Below are 23,583 nucleotides of genomic sequence, written 5' to 3' on the forward strand. Positions count from 1 at the left end.
TTAGTTAAAATGTGGGAGGATTAGAAAGTGACTAGAGAAAATGCTTTATCCATTTTCGCTTTAGGCGGAATCAATGAAATCGGAAAAAACATGTATGTAGTTCAATATGCAGACGATATCGTTATTATCGACTGCGGCGGTAAGTTTCCCGATGAGAGTCTATTAGGAATTGACTTGATCATCCCTGATATTACTTATTTAGAAGAAAACAGGGAGAAGATACGCGCCTTGGTGGTTACCCATGGTCATGAGGATCATATTGGCGGCGTTCCTTACTTTTTAAAAAAATTAAATGTACCGATTTATGCCACCAATTTTACTTTAGGGTTAATCGAATTAAAGCTAGACGAGCACCGGCTAATGAGGGATACGAAGCTCATCCCTGTTAATGCTGATTCAAACCTAGAGTTCGGGCAAGTCCAAGTATCCTTTTTTAAAGTGAGCCACAGTATTCCTGACTGTCTCGGAATTGTTTTGCATACACCAGAAGGAAATGTCGTCCATACCGGCGACTTCAAATTCGACCTGACACCTGCTAATAACCAATATGCTGATATTCATAAAATGGCCGAAATCGGCCGTCAGGGTGTCTTGGCTCTCATTTCCGAAAGCACCAATGCCGAACGAACTGGACTCACCCCTTCAGAACGAATGGTAGGAAGTCATATGGATGAAGCCTTTATGAAGGCAGAAGGCAAAATTATTGTTTCTACCTTTGCTTCGAATGTGAATCGAGTACAGCAGGTTGTTAATTCGGCAATCAAGACGAACCGCAAGCTCGCCTTACTCGGTCGAAGCATGGTGAATGTCGTAGATGTGGCGATCGAACGAGGGTATTTAACGGTTCCAGAGGGAATGTTGATTGAGCCGCGCGAGGTCGATCGGTTAGCCCCAGAAAAAGTAGCGATACTTTGTACAGGGAGTCAAGGAGAACCAATGGCTGCACTTTCACGACTTTCTAGCGGCAACTATCGGGATGTGGCGATTTATCCTGGGGATACAGTTGTTTTAGCTGCCTCACCTATACCGGGTAATGAAAAGGATGTATCACGAATTATCGACAACCTCTTTCAACTTGGGGCGAAAGTCATTTATGGCTCTGGCAGCACCACTGGCATGCATGTGTCCGGCCATGGCTATCAGGAAGACTTAAAGCTGATGCTCACCTTAATGCAGCCTACGTATTTCATTCCGATCCACGGTGAATATCGCATGCTGCATCATCATCGCATGTTAGCCGAATCGATTGGAGTAGAGAAAAACAATACCTTTATTATTAAAAATGGCGATGTGGTCGATATCGAAAACGGAGCGGCACGACAGACTCGAAGGGTGCCATCAGGAGATACGTATGTAGATGGCATAAGCGTCGGTGATGTTGGTGCGATTGTATTACGCGACCGAAAGCAGCTATCTGAGGATGGAATGCTAGTCGTTGTTTTAACATTAAGTAAGGCCGAGCGAAAAATTATTTCCGGGCCTGATACGATTACTCGAGGGTTTGTATTTGTAAAAAATTCCGAGGATCTTATCAAAGAAGTGAACCAGCTCGTTAGAAAAACAGTCAATGATCTACAAGAGGAAAATGTCCGCCAATGGAATATCATCAAACAAAACATTAAAAAATCCGTTGGCCAATACCTATTCGCTCAAACCAAAAGAAAACCAATGATTCTGCCTATCATCATTGAAATATAAAAAGGTGTCAGGCACCATTGTGAAAATTTCACATGGTGCCTGACACCTTTTCTTTGATCACCTAATCTAGAGAACCCACGGTTTGAAACACTTCTGTTGATTCTGGCGTGACGTAAATCGTGCGGCTTGGGAAGGCGACTTCTACGCCCTCTTCCTCTAAGATCCCCATAATTTCTAAGTTGATATCATGTTTGATTCTCACGTGTTCTGCCCAAACGATTGTATTGGTGAAGAAATAGATAAGAATATCGAGACTACTTTCATTATAATGATCGAATGCAACCATAATCGTATCTGGATGAATATCCTCATGATTCTTTAACATCTCTTCGATTCGCTGGACCACTCTTACAATTTGGTCTTTAGTAGTTCTATAGTTAATGCCTAAGTGGAAATTGATCCGTCGTTTTCCCATTCGGCTCCAGTTGGTAATCGGTTCGTTTGCCAGGGTTGAATTCGGAACGGTAACAAGTGCCTGACTAAATGTTCTCACCTTCGTGCTTCGGAAATTAATATCCTCTACTGTCCCCTCCACGCTAGGAGTTAAAATCCATTCACCAATTGAAAAAGGTTTCTCTGTGACAATGACGATTCCACCAATTAGGTTGCCTACCGCTTCCTTTGCAGCTAAGGCAAAGGCCAGACCCCCTAATCCAAGACCGGCAACCAAGCCATTTACGTCATAATTAAATTCCTGACCAATAATCGTGATACTAATCGCAATCAGGATGACACGGATGGTTCTTGAAATAAACGGAAGCAGAATTAAATCAATTTTATTATTAATTTTTTTGTTCATACTAATTAAAATTCCCGAAGTAGGAGAGGACAAATTAAACAATCCCCATGTTATTAACACAATGACCATTGATCGTAAAAATTTTAAAAATAACGCATTATGTTGTTCGACAAACGGGAAGTAATCCATTGCCACATACAAACCTACAATAATAAATGCCCATCCTAAAGGACGTTCGAAACTTAAAAAGATTTGCGTAAAGAAATCAGTTGGTGTTTTTCTAGACAGCTTTAGAATCAACTGAAACACATACTTAGTAAATAGGTTTCTAAATAGGATAAACACCAGCAAAATCCCGATAGAAATCCCTAAATTTTTTAACATATCATAGTCTAATGCCGACATTGAAAAAGCCAATACAAATGAATCCATAGACATTTTAAAGATACCTCTCTTTATTACTTTTTTAAAGGCTCTGTTAAACTTGTCTGTTGATTTCCGCTCCAGGTACGAGCGGTTCGTGGGCGTTTCGGCGAGCTCCCCGGCGCTTGCGCCTGCGGGGTCTCCCCTGACCCGTACTCCTACAGGAGTCTTCGCACCTTCCGCTCCAATTAACAGGGTATAAAAATCAACACTATTCTTTAACAGAGCCTTTTTAAAACAATACATCCACATATCTTAAAGTTTAAAACTAAATATTTGAATACGGCAAAAGTCATGGATTTATTTTCAAAATCTTCCATATAAATATTTATACTATTCTAACAAATGCTGTAATATGAAATTATAACTAGAGTTGATGGGGGATGTTTCTATGAAAAAAAGAAAGCTGGCTTCACTTATAATCGTTGGTTTATTACTTTTATTTACTATTGTAACCTGTTTCAACACACTAACTTTAAAATCAAAGCAACCCTCTCCTAAACCAGTCAAAACCGTGATTAACCAGGATGAAGCAGTCGCCCATCTATCAAAAGCCATAACGTTCAAAACCGTTTCCTACCAAGACCGCAGTAAATTTGCTTTCAATGAGTTTAGTAAGTTTATTGATTTTTTACAGGAGAGCTTTCCAGCCGTCTATAAAAATCTAGAATTTGAAAGAGTCAATGATTATGCCCTCGTCTATAAATGGAAGGGCAGTGACTCTAGCAAACTTCCCATCGGTTTAACGAGCCATTATGATGTGGTCCCCGTGTTAACAGGAACCGAGGCCAATTGGGAGCAGGATCCTTTTAGCGGAAAGGTGGTCGATGGAAAGATTTGGGGACGGGGTACATTGGATGACAAAATTGGTGTCATTGGTATTTTACAAGCAGCCGATTATCTCTTAGCTGAAGGCTTCAAGCCAGACCGCGACATGTATTTCATGTTTGGGTTTGATGAGGAAATCGGCGGGGATGAAGGTGCAAATGCTATCGTAACCACTCTAAAAGAGAGAGGGATTACGTTTGACTATGTGTTAGACGAAGGTGGAGCCATTGTTGAAAACATGGTGCCTGGTGTGAAGCAGCCGGTTGGCGTAGTTGGTATCTCAGAGAAAGGCTCGGCCACTGCAGAATTGACGATCGAAGGCAGCGGCGGACACTCGTCACAGCCGAAGGATCATACCAATATTGGCCGAATTGCCAGAGCGATTAGTAAATTGGAAGATACCCAGTTTAAAGGAGACTTGAGAGGTCCAGGAGAAGACATGTTTGAATTTGTTGCCCCTGAAATGAGCTTTGGGATGAAATATGTGTTTGCCAACAAAGCTATTTTTGAACCGGTGATTGAAAAAATCTTAATGCAGCAGCCTGCATCTGCTGCGTTAATTCGAACCACCATCGCCCCGACGATTTTTCAAGCGGGCGAACAATACAATGCCCTACCAGAAAAAGCATCCGCCATTATTAACCTTCGCGTAATGCCTGGAGATTCCTTAAGGGGGATAAAAAGTTTTATAGAAGATACAATTGACGACAAAGACATTGATGTGAAAATCACAGGCAGTGAGGCCTCTAAGGTATCATCAGTGAACGGCTGGCAATTTAAGTCGATTCAACAGGCAGCAAGAAATGTGTATCAGGATGCTGTCGTTGCGCCTTACTTAATGTTTGCGGGATCAGATGCACGGCAATATGACCCTATTGCGAAAAACACCTACCGTTTCTTGCCCGTACAAATTACTTCTGAAGACCTCAACCGGATGCATGGCACAAACGAGCATGTCAGCATCGAAAACTACATGAACGCCATTAATTTTTATGTAGAAGTGATGAAGGAAGCAAATAAATAATGTGTTAATAGGTGCCTTCCCAAGAAAGGCACCTATTTTTCTCTTAATCCATCGTCAGCTGCAAGGAAACATTCTCAACTTCAATGGGTTTACCTAATGGAAGTTCAGGATTGGTGGTTTTTGCATACAAATGAACTTTTAGATCATTCTCTTTTTTTAAATGAAAATCTAATACAGTATCATTCATAATAAGCGATCGTCCTGTTTCTGTTTCCACGCACTCTGGGAACACACTCGAAATAAAGGCTTTGACCTCATCGCTTTCCTGTAGCTCTACGACCGCTCGATTAATCGCATTTACTTGGTTCTTCTCACTATTGGGATGCATAAAGTATTTTTTGGTAAACTCATATTTTTCCTGGCTGTCCATTTCTAAAAACATAATTTGCAAGTCCGTTCCTGGAATTTCAGACGTATATAGGGTGCGAAACGGCAAGCTTTTTTTGAAAAAGCGAAGCATAGTAAACGTAATCCGTTCTGGACCACTTACATGGACTCCCCGACTCTCTAGTTCGGCTTTAATCTCTTCCACATTATCTACCATGAAGCACAAACCAAAGATGCCTCTTTTACCGGAATGATATTTCGTCACCCACTCCGGCCTCCAGCCTCCTCCATCTTCAGAAAGCATCCAGGGCATTTCAAGGTATTGTTCACCAATCCAAATATTTGATACCTTAAATCCTTTCGTCCCTTTCCCTTTTGTTGGTTCAAAAGGAATGCCTAAGTTGTCTAATTCATTTTTAACCCAGCTAATTTTTCATCATTGTTAGTTATATGTACAACAAAATGGTCTAGTCTCATCATATCGATACCCCTTAATTTAGCAATCATTCAAACTACAAGTAACATAATCTACCATTTTTGTATTTTTGTCCAATTAAAATCCGATGAATTTGGAGCTTACCTCCCCTTTTCCTGTAAACTTAGCTATAATTACAAAAACGATGAAAAAAGCACCATTAATTGGAGGTGGTTGCTATGACAAATATTAGAGACCTCGCCAAGATGGCTAGTGTTTCTGTAACTACTGTGTCTCGCGTGTTAAATCATCACCCATATGTGAGTGAAGAGAAGCGAAAAGCGGTGCTGAAAGCAATCGAGCAAACGAATTATCAGCAAAATATCAATGCGGTCCATTTAAGCATGGGAAAAACCTTTCTTGTTGGTGTCGTTGTTCCTTATATTGACCATCCCTATTTTTCTTTGTTATTGAAGGGAATGGCAAGTGAGGCATTGAAACACAACTACAAACTCGTTCTTTTTCAGACCAACTATGATGAAACAAGAGAATTAGAAGCCTTACAAATGCTGAAACAAAAGCAAATAGATGCATTGATTATTTGTTCCCGTAAAACCAGGTGGACGACGATTTCTGACTACCTGACTTTTGGCCCGATTATTTTATGTGAAGATACGAGAGGAAGGCCTGTTTCATCCACCTTTGTAGACCACTATAAAAGCTTTATGACTGCACTAGAATATTTATATGAAAAAGGGCATTGGAACCTTGGTTATTGTATCGGACGTAAATCTGGTAGGAACAGCTTTTATCGAGAAAAGGCCTTTAAAGATTTTGTCACCCAACATGATTTGCCTTTTCATCCCGCTAATATATTTGACCACTGTCTGCATTTTGAGGATGGAGAACGGGTTATTGAGCGGATTTCAGACATGTCGGAACCGCCGTCTGCGCTGTTGGTGACCAGTGATGAAGTCGCAGCAGGAATTGTTACCTGTGCCCAAACCCGAGGACTATCGATACCTAACGACCTTGCTATTATCGGCTTCAACAATCAACCGGTTGCCAAAATGATGAATATCACCACAATGGAAATTCCGCTTGTGGATATAGGTAAAAAAATCTTTTTACAAGGTATTAATGATACTAACAAGGTCTATCATCAAGAAATATCCGTTACCTTAATTGAACGGAAGACCGTCTAATTATTCCTTATATCTGTCTATTGCACAAGGACAATTGTCCACGAATGGTGCCTGACACCTTTTACGGTTTAATTTTTTGCTAAAATCTCTTGACCTGAAACGCGTTTCATACAATATTCTGTTTTTGCAAAGCCTTCAGCACCTGGTCCGCGTGATCGGGTAACCGAGCGTCAAGACTGGTGCTGATGTTAACTCGGAGGTGTTACCATGCAAAAACCAATTGTATTTTTCGATATTGATGGAACGATTTTAAATGAAGATAAAGTAATTCCAGAGTCTACAAAGACTGCCATCCGTCTGCTTCAGGAAAAAGGAATTCATACGGTCATTGCCACAGGTCGTGTTCCAAAAATGTTTTATTGGATTCTGAAGGAATTAAATATTAACTCATATGTAGCGATGAATGGACAGTATGTGGTGTTTGAGGGGCAGGAAATCTACTCCAATCCAATTGATTCTAAAGTCCTGCAATCTCTATCCACTATGACCGCAAGCAAAGGGCATGCCCTAGCCTACTGTAGCCATCTCGATTACAAGGTGAGTGAAAGAAACCATCCGTTTATTGAGTCTGGCTTTGATTCTTTGATGATGGCTTACCCTGAAGTGGATCCAGAGTATTTTAAGCGGTGGTCTATTTTTCAAGGACATCTATACTGTGAATCCCAATATGAACAAATGTATGCGGAACGTTTCCCAGAATTAAGTTTCGTCAAATGGTATGAGTATGCGTACGACATCCTGCCAAAAGGAGCTTCCAAGGCCGTAGGTATTCAGAAGATGCTTGAGGCATTAAAGATTAAAATTGAGCATAGCTTTGCTTTTGGAGATGGATTGAACGATTTGGAAATGCTCTCTACTGTCGGAACCGGAGTTGCTATGGGCAATGCCGTTCCGGAGGCAAAAGCTGTTGCAGATTTAGTGACAACCTCTAATTGTAATGATGGCATCCTCCGTGGATTGATACAGCTGGGACTTTTAGAGGAAGAGCTTGCCGTCAAATAAAAATAATGGGCCCTTCTGTCTGAAGGAGCCCTCTTGTGGTGTCAGGCACCATTTTTCATTAATTTACTGAAGGCACAAAAATCTTTTCATACTCATAATCCCCATTTGTTTCGTTTATTTTGATAACCGACGCATTTTCTACGGGCTTAAAGCCAGTCAACTCCTCAATCGGCCAGTTCATTAGAAAGGTTAGCAGCATTTGAATAAAGGCTGCATGGGTAACAATAACCACATTTTCATATCTTTGCTGCCGCTTTACGCGCTCTATGACGGTGTGCATAAACATCGTCGCACGTAAGTATACATCGGCCAATGACTCCCCATTTTCATATCGAAAATAAAATTGGCCTGCTGCTTTGAATTCCTTCTTTTTCTCTGGTGGACGATTGCTAAAGTCATAAAGATTACCTAATTCCCATTCTCTAATTAGAGGATTCTCGTGAAAGGGAACTTGTTCTGGCAGCAGCGAATGAACCGCTTGAGCAGTTTGGATTGTGCGTAAATAAGGAGAACTGTATACCACGGTCTTTTCATTTAGTATGGATTTCATAAATTCAGCCGTTTTTCGAACTTGAAGGAACCCTAGATTTGTCAACGAATGCTGTGAGTCATGGGTATGCGCCATCACCGTTCGATCGATGTTATGTTCAGACTCCCCATGCCGGATTACGTATAAATTCAACTCTCCCCACCCCTTAACAATTTGTCCATATAAGATACTACTACCTATAAAACTATTAAATTCATCCTTTTACATAAGGAAGTAATTTCGGGGCTATTCTGTGCCCGATTAATACAATTAAAATAGTCATTAAACCGTAAGGAGCATTTAAAACGATATCCCCCAAATGAATAATCTCATCATGAAGAAGCCGATAAAATAGATATAGTGAGTATGGTACGGTGATCAAAATGGCCGTCCCCACACCTATTGCATAGGTTCGAAAAAAGAGAGACTGCCCGATATGTGTGAATACATGAAGAAACAAGAGAACATTAAATCCGACCAATAAGCCAAATAATTGCTGCTCCACTGCCATATAAGCTGCAATTATATACATGACAAGTTGCAATACAACAGGGATGGAAAATCTGGCTGCCGTTGTCTGTGACATCCCCTCAAATATGCCTCTTGCCCTTAATGGTACTCGTTTGATTACCTTTGCATAATTTTTCTGAAACCAAGCTTCTACAAAGATGATTTCTTCAAAATCATGTAATAAAAATGTAAGCGGAAATAACCAAATGACCGTTTCTATACTTAGATTCGTATTAAGCCATTCCAACATGCTCTCACATCTCCACTCTCCAACATTAAATCTATTGTTTCTCTAGATATTCGATAACGAGTTGAAAATCCCTTTTTGTTCCAACTGGCCCATGTCCAGGAATAGCTGTTTCAATATCCATTTCTTCTAGTTTCCTCAAAATCTGAATCCACTTATCAGGATTGGACTCCTCAAATAAGGATGGCTTTGAATTCACAAATAACAAATCACCCATGAAGGCTACTTTCTCCTCTGGAATATAAAGGACAGCATCACAGTGGGAATGCCCGCCACCCAATGTAAATAACTGAGCGCTTCTTTCGGTCCCTGTAAAAGTGAGTTCATCTGTAAATGTTTGTTTCGGTAACATTAATTCCAATGTGGGTAAAGACACTTCCATTTCGCCTAAAAAATGAATCTGTTGCTGTAACTTTTCATCGTATGCCTCACCTAATTTCAGCTTTAGTGACTGGATATAATTTTTAAGACCTTGGATATCACTTTTCTGTTTATCAATTCTCGCAGGATGAAGGTCCTTCATTTTTTCATAGGTGGTTTGACTCGAAATAATGGTACTTTCCTTGAAAACCTGGTTCCCTCGGATATGGTCTCCATGCCAATGACTATTAATCACCCATGTGACAGGTTGATTCGTTACTTGAACGGCAATCTTGTTTAAGTCTTCCGCCGCTTGTTGAGTGTTAAAGGTATCAAACACAAGGGTCTGGCACCCTAAATCCACAAACCCGGCGTTTCCGACTGCACCGCCGCCCTCTTTTGCAATGGCTGCATAAATTCCATCTCGGACTTTTTCGAGTGTAAAGTGTTTGCTTTGAAATTTTTCTAGCATATCTTTCTTACTTCTCCTTCATTGAGTTATTGTTAACATATAAGGTTTTCTTACATTATTTTTTTAAATTGGTGAAAAATAATGTAGGAAAGTGTATTTTAATAAGTATGTAAATATGCTGTGGCAGACAATTAATAGGGATGTGTAATAGTGCAGTCTTTGAATCATCTCATTGGACATTATGGGTACTTTGGAATCATTATTGCCTTAATTGGTGGGATTGTGGGACTCCCCATACCGGATGAGGTTTTACTTACTTTTGTTGGCTATAATGTTTTTCAGGAGAAAATGTCTTATTTCCCCTCCCTTTTATGTGCTTTTATCGGTGCATTCGGCGGGATTACGCTAAGTTATCTTTTAGGGATTAAATTAGGTCTCCCATTCTTACAAAGGTTTGGACCAAAGTTTCATATAACGGAAGAAAGAGTGAATAAAACAAGGAAATTATTTATAAAGTTTGGGCCCTTTCTGCTGATCATCGGCTACTTTATTCCTGGTGTAAGGCATGTGACGGCCTATCTTGCTGGAATAAATAATTATTCTTATAAAAAGTTTGCCTTATTTGCCTATTCGGGTGCCATGACCTGGTGCTTTACTTTTATTACGCTGGGAAAAGCGTTAGGAGATAATTGGGTTCATGTCGGCGCTTATCTTTCTAGATATAGTCTATATGTTCTCTTCGTACTCCTTCTTGGCGCTATTTTATTTTTTACCTTTCGGAGGAAAAAAAGAGTTTTGAGCTAAATATTTAATCAAACGTTTGATTAGTTTTACGAAAACCGGCCCCTTGTATAGATAGATTTTAATCAAACGTTTGATTAGTTTTTCAAAATCCAGCTTCTTGTATAGACAACTTTTAATCAAACGTTTGATTAGTTCTTCGAATCCCGCCATCTTGTATAGACAACTTTTAATCAAACGTTTGATTAGTTTATTAAAAGATCAATCCTATATTATCCACGGTACATAACCAATCTTCATAACTCAATGAGATAATTTTCCGCATGACTTTTCCTTAATCTACATCCATTTTAATAGTGTATTTTACTATTTTTTAAGTTTGTTCCATTTCAATTTTTTCCAAAAATTAAGAAGCCGCTCTATTTTCATAGAGAGACTTCTAATAATCTAGCTTATTTTGTTACCTTAGCTTGAAGAGCAGCACGTGCTTCTTCGCTAACTGCGTCTTTTCCACCAAGAACAGTTACAGAGGTAACTTTGTTTGTGTACACAAAACGAGTTAAGAAAGAATCTACTTCCGTAGGAACAGCCGTTGGCTCAACTAATAATAGTAAACCACCGTTTGCCACTACTAATGGAGCAGCTGATAATGCATCCGGGAAGTTTCTACCACTTGCAACATATAGGTTGTTTGTGTTTGTAGAGAACTTGTTTAGGATTTTCGCTAGTGTACCGAAGCGAGTTTCTCCAGCTAGTCTTTCAACATGTAGAGCAACTTTGTCAGCTCCTTTGTACACTTCATTAGAAATAACGTCTGTTCCACCAAGAACGAAGACTTCTTCATCTTCTAGAATCGCTTTCGCTTCATCTGAAAGAGTTTTTCCATCAGTTAAGACGATTGGCATCTCATACGCACCAGCTACAGAAGCAGCACTCAATGCATCAGCAAAGTTTGCACCAGTTGCTAAGAATACGCCATTTCCAGCAAATCCAAGCTTTTGGAGCTCAGCTACGATCGCTAAGTTTGTACCATAACGGTTTGGCATTCCTTCTGTTTCAAGCCGCTTCACGTTTTCTAAACTGATTCCAAGCTCTTTAAGTTGGGCAACTGCCTCTTCAGATACAGCAGCAGTTCCACCTAGAATGTAGACTTGGTCTGCACCAAGACGTGTGATCTCATCTAGAACTTCCTTAGTAAGCTTGCCATCTGCACCAACGGATAGAATTGGAGCATTCAGAGCAGCAGCTAGTGGTCCAGCAGATAAAGCATCAGGGAAGTTATAACCTGTTGTTAAAATAACAGCCTTATCCTTATCTTCCTCTGCGTATCCATCTGGATGTAATTGCTTAGACACTTCTATACCTGTTGCGATACGGTTGGCACCTTCCACACTGCTTAATACGTTTTGATCTGTTGAAATTGGAAGCAATGAAAGTACTTCGTTTGTTTTAGCATCTAATAGATACACGGCACCAGTGTACTTACCAGCTTCATCAGGTGTTTTAATGCTTACTTTAGTGGTTACTGATTGACCAACAGCAAGAGTTTTTTGAACATCATCAACAACGATTGAACCTACACCCTTTTCACCTGGATCTAATACTTTTTCTACTGCATAAGAAAGATCGAAAGATGTATTTCCATCTGGTACAGAGTAGCCAAAGACATCTAAGTAGTATTCGCCATCTGGTAAGCTAGTGAAGGAAATTTGTTCCTCTGATCCGCCATCCCAGTTTTCGCCGACAACATTCATGTCTTTGTCATAAAGAGTTAAGTCTAGGTCATCACTTGGATTTCCTGGATTAGATATCTTTGCATTGAAGGAAACATTGTTTTTAATCGTTAATGGAACCGTGAAACTTTGTTCATTACCTACGTTGTAACGACCAGCTGTTTCTTTAGGACCGCTGAAGGCAGCAGTAGCTAATTTCACATCGCGCTTCTCAGATAGGTAGTTGTGGAAAGTTACTTCTTTTTCAAGCTCAGTTGAATTAGCTACTTTACCAAGCTTAATTTGTCCTGGCTGTGCAACCACGTCTTGAACGATTGCATCAAGCTTGTACTTATTCATTTCTTTTCCAGGAGTTGGAGCAGTGGCTGCATATACATGAACTTCCCAAACACCTGGTTTTGGTCCCTTGAATACTGCATCTTCTACGTTAAGACCGCCATATCCAGCATAGCCAACGAACTGATTGACTTGTTTTCCGTCTGGATCAAAGACGAGCATACGAACGCGACCTTTGTAGTCACCGCCTACGCTAAGAGCACTTAATGAGAAGCGAACTTCGCTTGCACCTGGCTCTACTTTGAACGTGTAACCTTTTGTTTGTGAACCAATTACTTCATCAGTCTTACTAAAACGGAAGTTGTTATTAATAGTGAACTCCTCACCAACAATAACCGTTTGATATGATCTTGCTTCTACATAAGGAGTAGAGGCATCATCAAATAATAATGTAGCTGCGTTTGTACCAGTTTTAAGTTTAGACGCATCGTATTTAACCTTGATCGTCTTAGAAGATCCAGCTGGTAAAACAAGCTTGTCTACAGACGGAGTGACCCAGTCTTCTGTTGCAGAAACAGATACATTTTTATCTTCATCTGTATTGTTTTCTACTAAAACTTCCACTGTTTCCGGAAGATCTTTGTTTCTTACATATAATCCTGGTCCGCCAGACACTTTTTCACCATGATACACGGTTACATCAAGCTCTTTTACTTCAGGTATAAAATTTTTCTTAAGGTACTCATATGCAGCAGGGATGTCGATCAAACCGCCACCTTCTTGAGTACGGTTATAGCCATCCAAATGCTTCGCAGTTTGGATAAGTGCTTCACGAGCAATTTCATAGCTGAATGGCACGCGGTCTTGTTTTGCAGCAGATTTTAATAACGCTACAGCTCCAGCTACGTATGGAGAAGACATACTTGTACCTTGCATCACCACATATGGTCCATTCTGAACTGGGTGAGCAGCGAAAGCAGAACCTGGTCCGACGATATCAGGCTTTTGGTTACCCGCTTCGTTTGGACCTACTGATGAGAAGTACCACAAGCCTTCACCAGCAACTGGAGTTCCATCTGCATTTTTACCATAAGGGTAAGAATTGTATTCTTTTGCCCACATTTCAGAATTAATGTAAGCCCCAACAGAGATATTCGGAGTTCCGTCACCAGGAGAACCTACTGTATCGACACCTGGTCCGTTGTTTCCTGCAGAAGTAACAAAAATAATATCTGTTTCTTCACTAAGTGCTTTCATTAATTCGCCGTATGAACCTAATCCATCATTCAAATCAGGCAGTGAACCTAAGCTTAAGTTAGCAACATCTGCACCGAACCCGCCTAAAGACTCAGGAAGAGCTGCATCGATCATTGCTGATTGGATACTCCATGTAGAAGCGCCACCTTGAGCTTTAAATACACGCAAACCAACTAGTTCTGCACCAGGAGCAACCCCTTCACCAGCAACTGCACCATATTGATTTGCTACAAGCTTTCCATTCGCAGCTGTGATACCAGATACGTGTGACCCGTGACCATTGAAATCAGTGAAAAGTGTGACAAATTTGCCATCAACGCTTAAATCAGTTACACGGAAGTTAGCGCCGGCCTTTGTATCATTCACATCCACGTCAAATGTTCCAGTTTCCCCGTTTGCATAAGCAGTTTCATCTGTAAAGTCGTTGTCAAGGTCAGTGTCCACAAACACCTTGTCACCAACTAAAAGGACCGGGAAGTTATCTGACTGCTTGAATCCACCACTTGAGTTTTTAACGTTATTACCAGTCTTCCCATCCGCATTTAAATCTTGGTTCGTGTAATCTGCATGACCAATTGGATATGGATTTGTTTCAAAACTAGTTGTACCAAAGTAAAGCTTATGGTCTGTAGCATCCAACCCAGTTGTGTTGTATGTAACATTTCCAACCGTTATCGAATCACCAGCCGCAAGCTCAGAGCTAAAGTACACATCGCCTTCAGCTTTATATTTAGGCCCATTCACACCTTCAACAACTTCAGGCCCATTAGTGACTGAGATTGTGTAATCACGTACACCTACGATTTTAGATGCACCATATTTACGTGTTGCTTTATCTAAAGCGCTAGTGAATGACTCGTGACCTGGGTCTGGACCTGAGTCAATAACAGCAATACGAGTATTAGCACCTGTATATTGCTTGTGAAAATCAAGCACGCCTGTTGGAGCATGCGTTTCCGCTTGATCTGGAGTAACTACTCCATCAGAAGCCACCTCGTTTTGACCTGCTACTTGAAGCTCTTCATCTTGAATTTTTTCAAGTTGAACAATAGAGTTTTTACCAACTGTACGAACAGAGTCAAGGTTCACGATTTCAAGAACCTTAGATGTAGGAACATCCGCTAAGTAAGCATAGTTCTTGTGGTTCATCTTTACTTTTGCACCTAGCTTTTCTAACTGTGCGGTCGCATCTACCTTACCGTTACCGATTACAATAAGCTCTTGTGTCTTTTTCGAGCTTAACGCTAGTGACATTACTTCTTGAAAGTTAGAAACACGAAATTTCTTCGTCTCTTGTAATGCAGCTTGCGCTTTTTGTGGATCAAATGCTACGACACCCGTGAATGAAGTTGCTACTAAGGTCGCGCTAGCAACCACTGAAAGCATCTTTTTCTTAAATCCCAAAGCGTTTCCCCCCTTATATTTTTACTCATTTGTTTGTAATTTTTAAAAATTCAAACAAATGAGAATATGTAAATTTTACTAGTTTAGTATTTAATTAGTCAACTAGTTTTGACAAAAAAGTAGTCTCCCATATGGGAGACTACTATTTTGATAAGAATCTATCCATAAGCCAAGCGGTTTCCGTTGAAATAGCTTGGTTACCGCCAAGGACATAATAATTTTTTGTGGAAAATAAATCTGTTACTTTTTTCACAGATTCAGGTTCTATTTGTGGCACTAGAATCACCGGACTTCCGGTACGAGCTGCTAATGGACCGACCGCTAACGCATCAGGAAAATTTAACCCTGTCGCAAAGTAGAGCGGCAATGTTGTATTTTCCTCATCTCCGAACGTCCGATGTACATTATAATTCGTTTCAAAACGTGTTCCCCCATCAATTCGATGTGGACTAGGTAGAGATGCAAACACTGCATTCCCAATGACCATTTCGCCACCAATTACATACGTCTTTGTTATTGCCTTGTCACTTAAGTACGCTTTCACTTGATCAGGAATAAAAGCCGATCTTGTAAACAAAAGTGGATACTGAAGCTTGCCACTATACGAGGCAACTGATAGTGCATCAGGATAATTTTCACCTGAAACAACAAACGCTTTATTTGTCGCAAACGGAATTGCTTGATTGACGACAACCGCTGTCTCGTACCGCGTGCTTCCTGCGAGACGGACCGTTTCCATCCCCAGCTCATGAAGCTGTGCCTCAACATTCAGTGGAATGGCATTTTCTCCACCAATAACGGCGATATAATCTGGGTTTATCCGCTGTAGTTCAGCCTTTAGTTCTTCCGTTACCTGTTGATGCTTCACCAGGAGAATCGGGCTATCAAGGTAGGTTGCAAGTGGAGCGGCAACTAGGCTATCGGGAAATGTATCAGCTGTTGCTATAATCACAAACGTACCTGTTAGACTTTTATTATGAATGGTTAACGTCTTTGCTGGTAGCTTTGCCCAACCTTGTTTCGAAATTTCAATGGACGTTTCCATACTAGTTGCACCATACAAACGTTGATAAGTATCAATAAGCTGCAGCGCTCTTGCTGTGTTAACCAGCTTTTCTTGGCCGCTAGCAGTGAGCGAGCCTTCTATTAATGTTCTAATTTGCTCCGCTGTTAAAAAAGGCGCCTGTCGCTTTAGCATCGCTGCTACGGAACTAACAATCCCAGAGGACATACTTGTTCCATCCATGAGCGTATAATCATCGTTCATGAAGGTACTCCAGATCCCCGTCCCTGGTACGTATACATCTACATAGCTCCCATAGTTTGAAAACGATGCCCGCTGAAGCGTGTTCGTGTCCACACTACCAACGGAAATAACTTCTTCGTATGCCGCCGGGTACATCACTTGGTTCTTTCCTTCGTTACCAGCAGCAGCAATAATCAAAACATTTTTTGACTCTGCGTAGTCAATGGCATCCTGTAAAGCTTGCATATTATTCAAGCTCCCAAGACTTAAATTTATAATCGTTGCACCATGATCAACCGCATAAAGTATTCCTTTTACGACATCAGACATGTATCCAGTATCGTGCTCGATGACTTTAATGGGCATGATTTTGACTTGTTTGGCTATAGAAGACAATCCTATCCCATTGCCAGTAGTCGCCCCAACCAGACCTGCTACATGAGTACCATGACCATCGATATCGATTGGCGGAAGGCTTGGTTGAATTATATTGGTTCCTTCTACCAGTGTGTCACGTAAATCAGGATGGTCCAAATCAACACCTGAATCAATAACAGCAACAACCACCTCTTGTGTAGGGTGATAATTGCTCCATGCCTCCTCTACCTTTAAGACGTTAAAGACCTTTTGCTGATCAGTAAAATTAGGATCATTTGGAACAGTTCCTTGTGTAAAGGCAATTTGGTCAACTTCAGCATACTCGACAAGAGGACTTGCCTCGAGTTCTTTTATTTTACGATCAACTTTATCTTTGGTAGTCTTTACCACATCAATTTTACCGAGACGTTTTTCATGAATGGAAAGAGGACTGACCTCACTATTTTTGTACTTAACCAGTATCCGAACATTTTCCTCCGCAGATGCAGAAAGAGAAGGTTGACAGAATCCAAAGAAGAACACTAGGCCCAATACTAAAATATACATATACCTGAAAATTCGCAAAATTAACTCTCCTTCTAATCTACTTTTTTATTAGTATAGTAGAACAAAAGTAGAATGGAAAGCTAGTTTCAGTAGAAAACAAGAAAAGAATGATTGGATTTGGACTATGGCATATAGCACTTCTGTATTTAATCATGACGATCCGAAAATACGCTTACGAATCATTTTTTTAATCAGGCGTATTTGCCCTCTGTGACTCAACTCATCTTCAAACACATGAAACCATTTGAAGAAATTATTAGCGGGACGATCCCACCAAAACGGAGCTTGTTCAAATAGCCATTCGTCTGGCAGCGTTTTAAACGTTTCGATTGTCTCACTTCTTACCTGTTCTAATTGCTCCAGATAAAACTCAAGCGAGTTCCCTTTAATCTGCTCTCTAGCATTCTTCCCTAAATCTAAAGCGGGATTAAAAGCACTTTCCTCTTCCTCTGTAAGATCACGATTTTCAAAAGTTACAATCTGGTATGTTTTTTCAACCGAAGCCATGTGTGCTAATAGCATTCCAATGGAATTAGCTTCCTCATCAAAAAGAAAATCTAGTTCTTCTACGGTTAAGTCTTTTACTGCATCTAAGGTTGTCTGCCTGGTATAGTTCATCATGGATACCAATTTACTAAATTCCAAACCTAAGCCTTCTTTTTGATCTATTACATATAATGTTTGATTATCAAAATTCAATCCTATCCCTCCGATTGGAAAAATAATACAATACTACTATTCGACTTTTTTGAAGAAAACCCTTTAATTACGGTGTAATTATGTATTCACGCTAAATCGTGTTAAACTAACCAACGACATATATAAATTTTTATTAATAAACTGGAGTGGTTAGATGAGTAAGCCGAAAGCAAAAGCGAAAAGTGGAATAGGTAGGGGTACAGGTAAGAAAGGCTGGAACCGTTGGCAAACTAGTGCTAATAAAGCAAAAAGCGCCAAGCCCTATGTCAGCAAAGGGACTAAAAGAGCGGCGGATGCAAAAAATGCTGATCAATCTTCCGATAAATAGTTGCCTTAACCTTTTTGATTGGTAGACGGTGTGATGGATACGTGCCAGTAATTCTCATTTAGAATCTTTGATGAATACTCATTTTGTTGGAAATGATAATGAACGATATAACCAACTTAGGAGGTATTTGTAATGTCCGATCTTGAGCCTTTGGAATATGAAACTGGAACCGCGATACGCGATTATGACATTATTGATATTACGGCATCAGCAAATGGCTATGATGTACTGCTCGATATTAACTTAGATAGCGGGTATTCATTAACAAGAACCAAATTAGAAATTACCCATGAGGATTTACAAGGGTATGAAACAAGCGAGATTGAAGAAGGTATTAAATATGCTTTAGGGTTCTTTGGACAATAGGTTTGTTACCTTTATTCTACTGTTGCTTTCTTAATGATTGGTGTTGTTTTAGGTATTACTCCAAATTTAGCTCTCTACATAGAGTAATATTTCGTCACATTGGTCACGTAGGTTCTTCCTACGTGACCGTTTACTCGTTCCTTTTTCTGTTTGGGGGGGCACCTAGAACCTTTCTACGTTACCCTTCACCTCTTCCTTTTTCTGTTTGGGGCACGTAGAACCTTTCTACGTTACACTTTGCAACATTGCTGTATATCCGAGATTTAACTATATATAATCTTTACACGCTCTTAACATCAGGTTAAGAAAACCCCTCTTTATTTTTAATACAATAAAGTAAAGGGGGGCGGAAAATGACTAGAGAGTGGCTGGAAATATTTTATGGTTTTGATTGTCGAGTGCTACAGAAGGTTAATCGTCATTTTGATAAAAAGCTGCTAAATTTCTTTTTCCGGATTATTACACGGTTGGGAGGAGCAGATTTTACCATTGCATCGACGCTGTTTCTCATTCTTTTATCGACAGGCGAGGCCCAATTAACGGCCATCTGCAGTGCACTAGCTTTATCTGCGAGTCATATACCTGTCCATATCTTAAAAGAGATCCTTCCTAGAAAAAGACCCTATGTAAAAATTGAAAAAACAAAAACTCATGAAAACCCTTTGCAAGACCACTCATTTCCTTCAGGGCATACAACCGCAATTTTCTCCGTTGTAATTCCCTACATCTTATTCGTTCCACACTTATCTTTTTTCTTAATACCCATAGCGATACTCGTAGGCATTTCAAGAATTTACCTCGGCCTGCACTATCCATCAGACGTCCTAGCAGGTGCCTTCCTCGGAACACTAACTGGAGTTATCACCTTTTGCATTCTATGTATCTGAGAAATACAATTTATGGTGTCAGGCACCACGAAAAAACATTTGTCCTCACACAACGGACACTTGCGGTGCCTGACACCTTCAAATTCTTATGCCTCTACGATATTTGGTTGTTGGTAGGTTTCTTGGTCGAATTCTCCTGTTGCTTTGCTTGTTAGTACGCCTGCAGTCATGGCCCCGCTGACATTTAGTGCTGTACGGCCCATGTCAATGAGTGGCTCTACTGAGATGAGCAAACCGACAATCGCAATTGGCAGATTCATAATAGAAAGGACGATGAGGGCTGCAAAAGTAGCACCACCGCCGACACCAGCAACACCAAAGGAGCTAATTGCAACGACCAAAATGAGTGTAAGAATAAAGGAGAAACTGGTTGGATCGACCCCTGCTGCTGGAGCAACCATAACGGCTAGCATGGCTGGGTAAATCCCCGCACAGCCGTTTTGACCAATGGAAAGTCCGAATGACCCTGCAAAGTTCGCTATCCCTTCAGAAACGCCCAAGTCTTTTGTCTGTGTTTTGATCGTCATTGGTAACGTTCCCGCACTTGTACGTGAAGTAAAGGCAAAGGTTAAGGTAGGAAGTCCCTTTTTTACATAATTCCTCGGGTTTAGTTTAACAAACGATAAGAGTAATAGATGGACAATAAACATAACGATTAGCGCCACATAGGAAGCAACTACAAACTTCCCTAATTTAGCAATCGCTTCATAATCACTTGTGGCGGTCACCCTTGTAATAATTGCTAAAATGCCATACGGTGTGAGGCGAAGAATCAATGTTACTACCCTCATGACAATCGAGTACGCAGTATCTATAATCCGGGCGAAAAACTCGCCGTGCTCAGATTCCTTCCGTTTGACTCCTAGATAGGCAATCCCAATAAAGACAGCGAAGATAACCACGGCAATCGTAGATGTCGGCCGTGCTCCTGTTAAATCCTGAAATGGATTACTCGGAATTAACTCAATAATCTGCTGTGGCAATGTCATATTTTCCACACCAGCCACTCTTTCCTCAAGCTGAGCATTCCTAGCTTTCTCGGCATCTCCTGCGTTTAACTGGATTCCGTCAAGGCCAAACCCTAAGGCGGATCCAACACCAACGGCTGCAGAAATAGCCGTTGTTCCTAATAAAATTCCAATCACAAGAAAGCTAATCTTCCCGATATTTTTGGTTAATTTTAACTTAGTAAAAGCGGCAACGATACTAATGAAAACCAGCGGCATAACCACCATTTGCAGCAACTTAACATAACCATATCCTACAATGTTAAACCAATCGATGGACCCTGTTGTCACTTCATGTGTGGTGCCATAAATCAGATGGATGATAAAACCAAAAATAATACCTAAGCCTAATGCTGTAAAAACACGTTTAGAAAAAGAGACGTGTTTCTTTTGCATCATAAACAAACCAAACATGAGCGCAAACAAAACGAGGATATTAATGATGATAAGAAGGGCGTTCATTTTACTCCTCCTCTAGTTTTGTAAAATTTTCCAACACATACATTCCAATGAGTCAAGTCGGAATTACAAATGAACAATCCATCAACAGCTTTAAAATCATCAAACGTTTGATATTACATACATATGTACTGTCAGGACATTAAATACCATTCACGAAAAAAAGGTGTCAGGCACCGTACGTGGACATTTGTCCACGAGCAGTGCCTGACACCCTGCTATTTTATCTCATATGTTTTGCATTTTTCGTAGAAGCTGGTTTTTCCTATTTCCAGGAGTTTGGCGGCTTCTTGTTTATTTCCATTAGTAACGTCCAACGCGTTTAGAATGGCTTTCCTTTCGGCCTGTGCCAACACTTCTTTTAAAGGGGCAATCGGTGCCGGAGTGAATTGCATTGGCTCAATGCTAACCGTTTGGGAATCATTCTTAGAGGTACTCTCCGTCTCCAAGTCACGTAAATATAATGGCAAGTGCACGACTTCAATGGTCTTCCCATCTAGGACATTAATCGTCCGCTCGAGAACATTCTCAAGTTCGCGAATGTTCCCTGGCCAGGAATGCTGCATGAGTCTTTCTTTTACCTCAGGAGAAAGCTCTATCCCTTTACGGTAAAATTTCTTCTCCAGCTTTTTTAATAAATTGCTAGAGATGTGCGGAATATCCTCCCTTCTTTTTCTCAGAGGGGGGATTTCTATTTTTATGACATACAATCGATAATATAAATCTTGACGAAACTTTCCTTCCTCCACCAGCTTTTCTAAATTGCGATGCGTCGCTGCAATAATTCGAACATCAACAGGAATGGATTTTTGAGCTCCGACCCGCTGCACCTCTTTTTCCTGCAACACCCGCAAAAGTTTGCTTTGCATCGCAAGGGGCATGTCCCCAATTTCATCTAAAAAAAGAGTCCCATTGTTTGCTATTTCAAACTGCCCTTTCTTGCCTCCTTTTTTTGCACCTGTAAAAGCACCCTCTTCATACCCAAACAGCTCCGATTCTAGTAAATGTTCAGGAATTGAAGCGCAGTTGATGGCCACAAAGGGCATAGATTCTCGCATACTATTATTATGTATAGCGTGGGCAAATAACTCTTTACCCGTCCCGGATTCTCCTATCAACAAAACGGATGAGTGGCTCTCAGATATTCTCTCTGCCAGTTTTTTAGCTGCTAAAAAAGCAGGGCTATTTCCAATTAAATCGGTGAATTGGTACTTACTTTTCAATTCTTTTTCAACTTTTGTTTTATAATATTTCAGTTCTTCTACAAGTCTTTGTATTTTCGTTTTATACATCCGCCATTCCTCTGGTGTTCGGAACATGACGGTTCCCAGAGCACCGACTCTCTCTCCATCCACGATGAGAGGGTACCGGTTAGCAATCATTTCACTACCATTGATGGGGTGCAACGAAGCAAGCTCCTTTTGTCCTGTATTGGCAACGATATGCATGCGGGTATTTTCAATGACCTCTTCCACAGGCCGGTTAATGGCATCCTCCACTGTCGTCCCCAAAAACTCACAATAAGCCTCATTAATATAAAGAATAATACCCTCGCGATCCACCACTACAATTCGTTCCGCTAATAGATTAATAATTTGCTCATGCCAATTATAGGGGATATTCTCAAATCCTCGGTACATTCTTTTCCCACCCTTACCACACTAGATATATTAATTATACCAAATATACTGACAAAGGGGTCAGACCCCACAAATATATGGTTCCTGACCCCTTTTTACATTATTGAGCTGTATAGCCACCATCCAGGATGACTGCCTGACCGGTGATTCCTCTTCCCTTGTCACTTGCTAAAAAGACCGCATAATCCGCAATTTCCGAAACAGATAATAGCCTTCTCTGTGGAACAAGCGGATAAATCACTTCTTCAAGGACACGATCCAAGCTAACATTTCGGGTTTTCGCCAAATCCCCAAGTTGGTTTCTCACAAGCGGAGTATCGACGTAACCTGGGCATAATGCATTTACCGTAATCCCATCCGCAGCTCCCTCTAATGCCGCTACCTTCGTTAAACCAATGACTCCGTGTTTCGCACTGTTGTAAGCTGCTTTCCCAGCGAAGCCGATCACCCCATTAATGGAAGCCATATTGATAACTCTGCCAAAGCCTTGTTTTTTCATGAGTGGAAAAACATGCTTGATGCCGATAAACGGGGCGGTTAACATGATTTTGACAAGTAACTCGAACTTTTCAGTCGGAAACTCCTCAATTGGAGACACATACTGCATCCCAGCATTATTCACTAAAATATCGATACTGCCAAATGTCTGGTAAGCAAGCTCTAGGCTATTCTTAAAAGCTTCTTCATCCGTTACATCACACGGAGCAGCTAGTGCTTCAAAACCTTGCTCTCTTAACTCAGCAGCCACTTGTTCACTCTTGACCGCGTTTAAATCGGAAATTACGACTTTTGCACCTTCTTGTACAAAAGTTTTTGCGATTTCTAACCCAATTCCACTTGCAGATCCAGTAATAAATGCTGTTTTTCCTTCTAATGACTGTTTCATACGAGATCCTC

At 40.6% G+C, this 23,583-nt stretch carries 19 protein-coding genes; 8 read left to right on the forward strand and 11 right to left on the reverse strand.

Features of this window, described 5'->3' with window-relative positions; all coding sequences use genetic code 11:
• The first annotated feature begins 27 nt into the window (after positions 1-27).
• Complete coding sequence (locus AA0X95_RS00140) at positions 28-1,698, forward strand: ribonuclease J (protein WP_413304038.1); 1,671 nt, start codon at positions 28-30, stop codon at positions 1,696-1,698.
• 61 nt (positions 1,699-1,759) lie between these two features.
• Here AA0X95_RS00140 and AA0X95_RS00145 read toward each other — a convergent pair whose 3' ends face one another.
• Positions 1,760-2,875, reverse strand: coding sequence for a mechanosensitive ion channel family protein (locus tag AA0X95_RS00145; RefSeq protein ID WP_413304040.1), 1,116 nt, complete (start codon positions 2,873-2,875; stop codon positions 1,760-1,762).
• A gap of 376 nt (positions 2,876-3,251) precedes the next feature.
• Here AA0X95_RS00145 and AA0X95_RS00150 point away from each other — a divergent pair, with 376 nt between their 5' ends.
• Complete coding sequence (locus AA0X95_RS00150) at positions 3,252-4,712, forward strand: M20 family peptidase (protein ID WP_413304042.1); 1,461 nt, start codon at positions 3,252-3,254, stop codon at positions 4,710-4,712.
• Between the two features lie 43 nt (positions 4,713-4,755).
• On the opposite strand, the gene AA0X95_RS00155 is transcribed toward AA0X95_RS00150, so the two are convergent.
• Positions 4,756-5,304, reverse strand: coding sequence for a VOC family protein (locus AA0X95_RS00155; protein WP_413304045.1), 549 nt, complete (start codon positions 5,302-5,304; stop codon positions 4,756-4,758).
• A gap of 389 nt (positions 5,305-5,693) precedes the next feature.
• On the opposite strand from AA0X95_RS00155, the gene AA0X95_RS00160 reads away from it, so the two are divergent.
• Positions 5,694-6,659, forward strand: coding sequence for a LacI family DNA-binding transcriptional regulator (locus AA0X95_RS00160; RefSeq protein WP_413304048.1), 966 nt, complete (start codon positions 5,694-5,696; stop codon positions 6,657-6,659).
• A gap of 207 nt (positions 6,660-6,866) precedes the next feature.
• Positions 6,867-7,661 (forward strand): Cof-type HAD-IIB family hydrolase, encoded by a 795-nt coding sequence (locus AA0X95_RS00165; protein WP_413304050.1) that lies wholly within the window; start codon positions 6,867-6,869, stop codon positions 7,659-7,661.
• Between the two features lie 58 nt (positions 7,662-7,719).
• Here AA0X95_RS00165 and AA0X95_RS00170 read toward each other — a convergent pair whose 3' ends face one another.
• From AA0X95_RS00170 to AA0X95_RS00180, 3 genes are all read right to left on the reverse strand, one after another.
• The gene (locus AA0X95_RS00170) at positions 7,720-8,343 is read right to left on the reverse strand and encodes a histidine phosphatase family protein (RefSeq protein WP_413304053.1); all 624 of its coding nucleotides are present in this window, start codon (positions 8,341-8,343) and stop codon (positions 7,720-7,722) included.
• 61 nt (positions 8,344-8,404) lie between these two features.
• On the reverse strand, positions 8,405-8,950 hold the full coding sequence (locus AA0X95_RS00175) for an HXXEE domain-containing protein (RefSeq protein ID WP_413304056.1): 546 nt from the start codon (positions 8,948-8,950) through the stop codon (positions 8,405-8,407).
• A gap of 31 nt (positions 8,951-8,981) precedes the next feature.
• Entirely contained in the window at positions 8,982-9,779 is a 798-nt protein-coding gene (locus tag AA0X95_RS00180; protein ID WP_413304059.1) for an MBL fold metallo-hydrolase, read from the reverse strand.
• Between the two features lie 147 nt (positions 9,780-9,926).
• Here AA0X95_RS00180 and AA0X95_RS00185 point away from each other — a divergent pair, with 147 nt between their 5' ends.
• Positions 9,927-10,523, forward strand: coding sequence for a DedA family protein (locus AA0X95_RS00185; protein WP_413309771.1), 597 nt, complete (start codon positions 9,927-9,929; stop codon positions 10,521-10,523).
• A 389-nt stretch (positions 10,524-10,912) separates the two neighbouring features.
• Here AA0X95_RS00185 and AA0X95_RS00190 read toward each other — a convergent pair whose 3' ends face one another.
• From AA0X95_RS00190 to AA0X95_RS00200, 3 genes are all read right to left on the reverse strand, one after another.
• The gene (locus AA0X95_RS00190; RefSeq protein WP_413304062.1) at positions 10,913-15,130 is read right to left on the reverse strand and encodes a cell wall-binding repeat-containing protein; all 4,218 of its coding nucleotides are present in this window, start codon (positions 15,128-15,130) and stop codon (positions 10,913-10,915) included.
• 142 nt (positions 15,131-15,272) lie between these two features.
• Positions 15,273-17,318, reverse strand: a complete 2,046-nt coding sequence (locus AA0X95_RS00195) for a S8 family serine peptidase (RefSeq protein ID WP_413304064.1) — start codon at positions 17,316-17,318, stop codon at positions 15,273-15,275.
• A 132-nt stretch (positions 17,319-17,450) separates the two neighbouring features.
• On the reverse strand, positions 17,451-17,921 hold the full coding sequence (locus AA0X95_RS00200) for a DinB family protein (protein WP_413309773.1): 471 nt from the start codon (positions 17,919-17,921) through the stop codon (positions 17,451-17,453).
• A 232-nt stretch (positions 17,922-18,153) separates the two neighbouring features.
• On the opposite strand from AA0X95_RS00200, the gene AA0X95_RS00205 reads away from it, so the two are divergent.
• The 3 genes from AA0X95_RS00205 (at position 18,154) to AA0X95_RS00215 (ending at position 19,580) form a co-directional block, all read left to right on the forward strand.
• A complete protein-coding gene (locus tag AA0X95_RS00205) occupies positions 18,154-18,327 on the forward strand; it encodes a DUF3934 domain-containing protein (protein ID WP_413304067.1) in 174 nt (57 codons plus the stop codon).
• A gap of 132 nt (positions 18,328-18,459) precedes the next feature.
• Positions 18,460-18,693 carry a hypothetical protein gene (locus AA0X95_RS00210; RefSeq protein ID WP_413304070.1) on the forward strand — a complete coding sequence of 78 codons (234 nt, stop codon included), beginning with the start codon at positions 18,460-18,462 and terminating at the stop codon, positions 18,691-18,693.
• A gap of 353 nt (positions 18,694-19,046) precedes the next feature.
• The gene (locus AA0X95_RS00215; protein WP_413304073.1) at positions 19,047-19,580 is read left to right on the forward strand and encodes a phosphatase PAP2 family protein; all 534 of its coding nucleotides are present in this window, start codon (positions 19,047-19,049) and stop codon (positions 19,578-19,580) included.
• Between the two features lie 86 nt (positions 19,581-19,666).
• Here AA0X95_RS00215 and AA0X95_RS00220 read toward each other — a convergent pair whose 3' ends face one another.
• From AA0X95_RS00220 to AA0X95_RS00230, 3 genes are all read right to left on the reverse strand, one after another.
• Positions 19,667-21,049 (reverse strand): L-cystine transporter, encoded by a 1,383-nt coding sequence (locus AA0X95_RS00220; RefSeq protein ID WP_413304076.1) that lies wholly within the window; start codon positions 21,047-21,049, stop codon positions 19,667-19,669.
• A 215-nt stretch (positions 21,050-21,264) separates the two neighbouring features.
• Positions 21,265-22,686, reverse strand: a complete 1,422-nt coding sequence (locus tag AA0X95_RS00225) for a sigma-54 interaction domain-containing protein (protein WP_413304078.1) — start codon at positions 22,684-22,686, stop codon at positions 21,265-21,267.
• Positions 22,687-22,786: 100 nt separating this feature from the next.
• The gene (locus AA0X95_RS00230; RefSeq protein ID WP_413304080.1) at positions 22,787-23,572 is read right to left on the reverse strand and encodes a 3-hydroxybutyrate dehydrogenase; all 786 of its coding nucleotides are present in this window, start codon (positions 23,570-23,572) and stop codon (positions 22,787-22,789) included.
• Positions 23,573-23,583 lie beyond the last annotated feature (11 nt).

The organism is Neobacillus phoenicis, assembly GCF_047302305.1.
In the GTDB taxonomy this organism is placed as follows: Bacteria; Bacillota; Bacilli; order Bacillales; family Cytobacillaceae; genus Neobacillus.

Bases quoted from the DNA above. Each gene is read 5' to 3' on its own strand.
- AA0X95_RS00175 (WP_413304056.1), bottom strand. From the start codon at position 8,950: ATGTTGGAATGGCTTAATACGAATCTAAGTATAGAAACGGTCATTTGG.
- AA0X95_RS00220 (WP_413304076.1), bottom strand. From the start codon at position 21,049: ATGAACGCCCTTCTTATCATCATTAATATCCTCGTTTTGTTTGCGCTC.
- AA0X95_RS00200 (WP_413309773.1), bottom strand. From the start codon at position 17,921: ATGATGAACTATACCAGGCAGACAACCTTAGATGCAGTAAAAGACTTA.
- AA0X95_RS00150 (WP_413304042.1), top strand. From the start codon at position 3,252: ATGAAAAAAAGAAAGCTGGCTTCACTTATAATCGTTGGTTTATTACTT.
- AA0X95_RS00225 (WP_413304078.1), bottom strand. From the start codon at position 22,686: ATGTACCGAGGATTTGAGAATATCCCCTATAATTGGCATGAGCAAATT.
- AA0X95_RS00165 (WP_413304050.1), top strand. From the start codon at position 6,867: ATGCAAAAACCAATTGTATTTTTCGATATTGATGGAACGATTTTAAAT.
- AA0X95_RS00230 (WP_413304080.1), bottom strand. From the start codon at position 23,572: ATGAAACAGTCATTAGAAGGAAAAACAGCATTTATTACTGGATCTGCA.
- AA0X95_RS00215 (WP_413304073.1), top strand. From the start codon at position 19,047: ATGACTAGAGAGTGGCTGGAAATATTTTATGGTTTTGATTGTCGAGTG.
- AA0X95_RS00205 (WP_413304067.1), top strand. From the start codon at position 18,154: ATGAGTAAGCCGAAAGCAAAAGCGAAAAGTGGAATAGGTAGGGGTACA.
- AA0X95_RS00210 (WP_413304070.1), top strand. From the start codon at position 18,460: ATGTCCGATCTTGAGCCTTTGGAATATGAAACTGGAACCGCGATACGC.
- AA0X95_RS00145 (WP_413304040.1), bottom strand. From the start codon at position 2,875: ATGTCTATGGATTCATTTGTATTGGCTTTTTCAATGTCGGCATTAGAC.
- AA0X95_RS00160 (WP_413304048.1), top strand. From the start codon at position 5,694: ATGACAAATATTAGAGACCTCGCCAAGATGGCTAGTGTTTCTGTAACT.
- AA0X95_RS00180 (WP_413304059.1), bottom strand. From the start codon at position 9,779: ATGCTAGAAAAATTTCAAAGCAAACACTTTACACTCGAAAAAGTCCGA.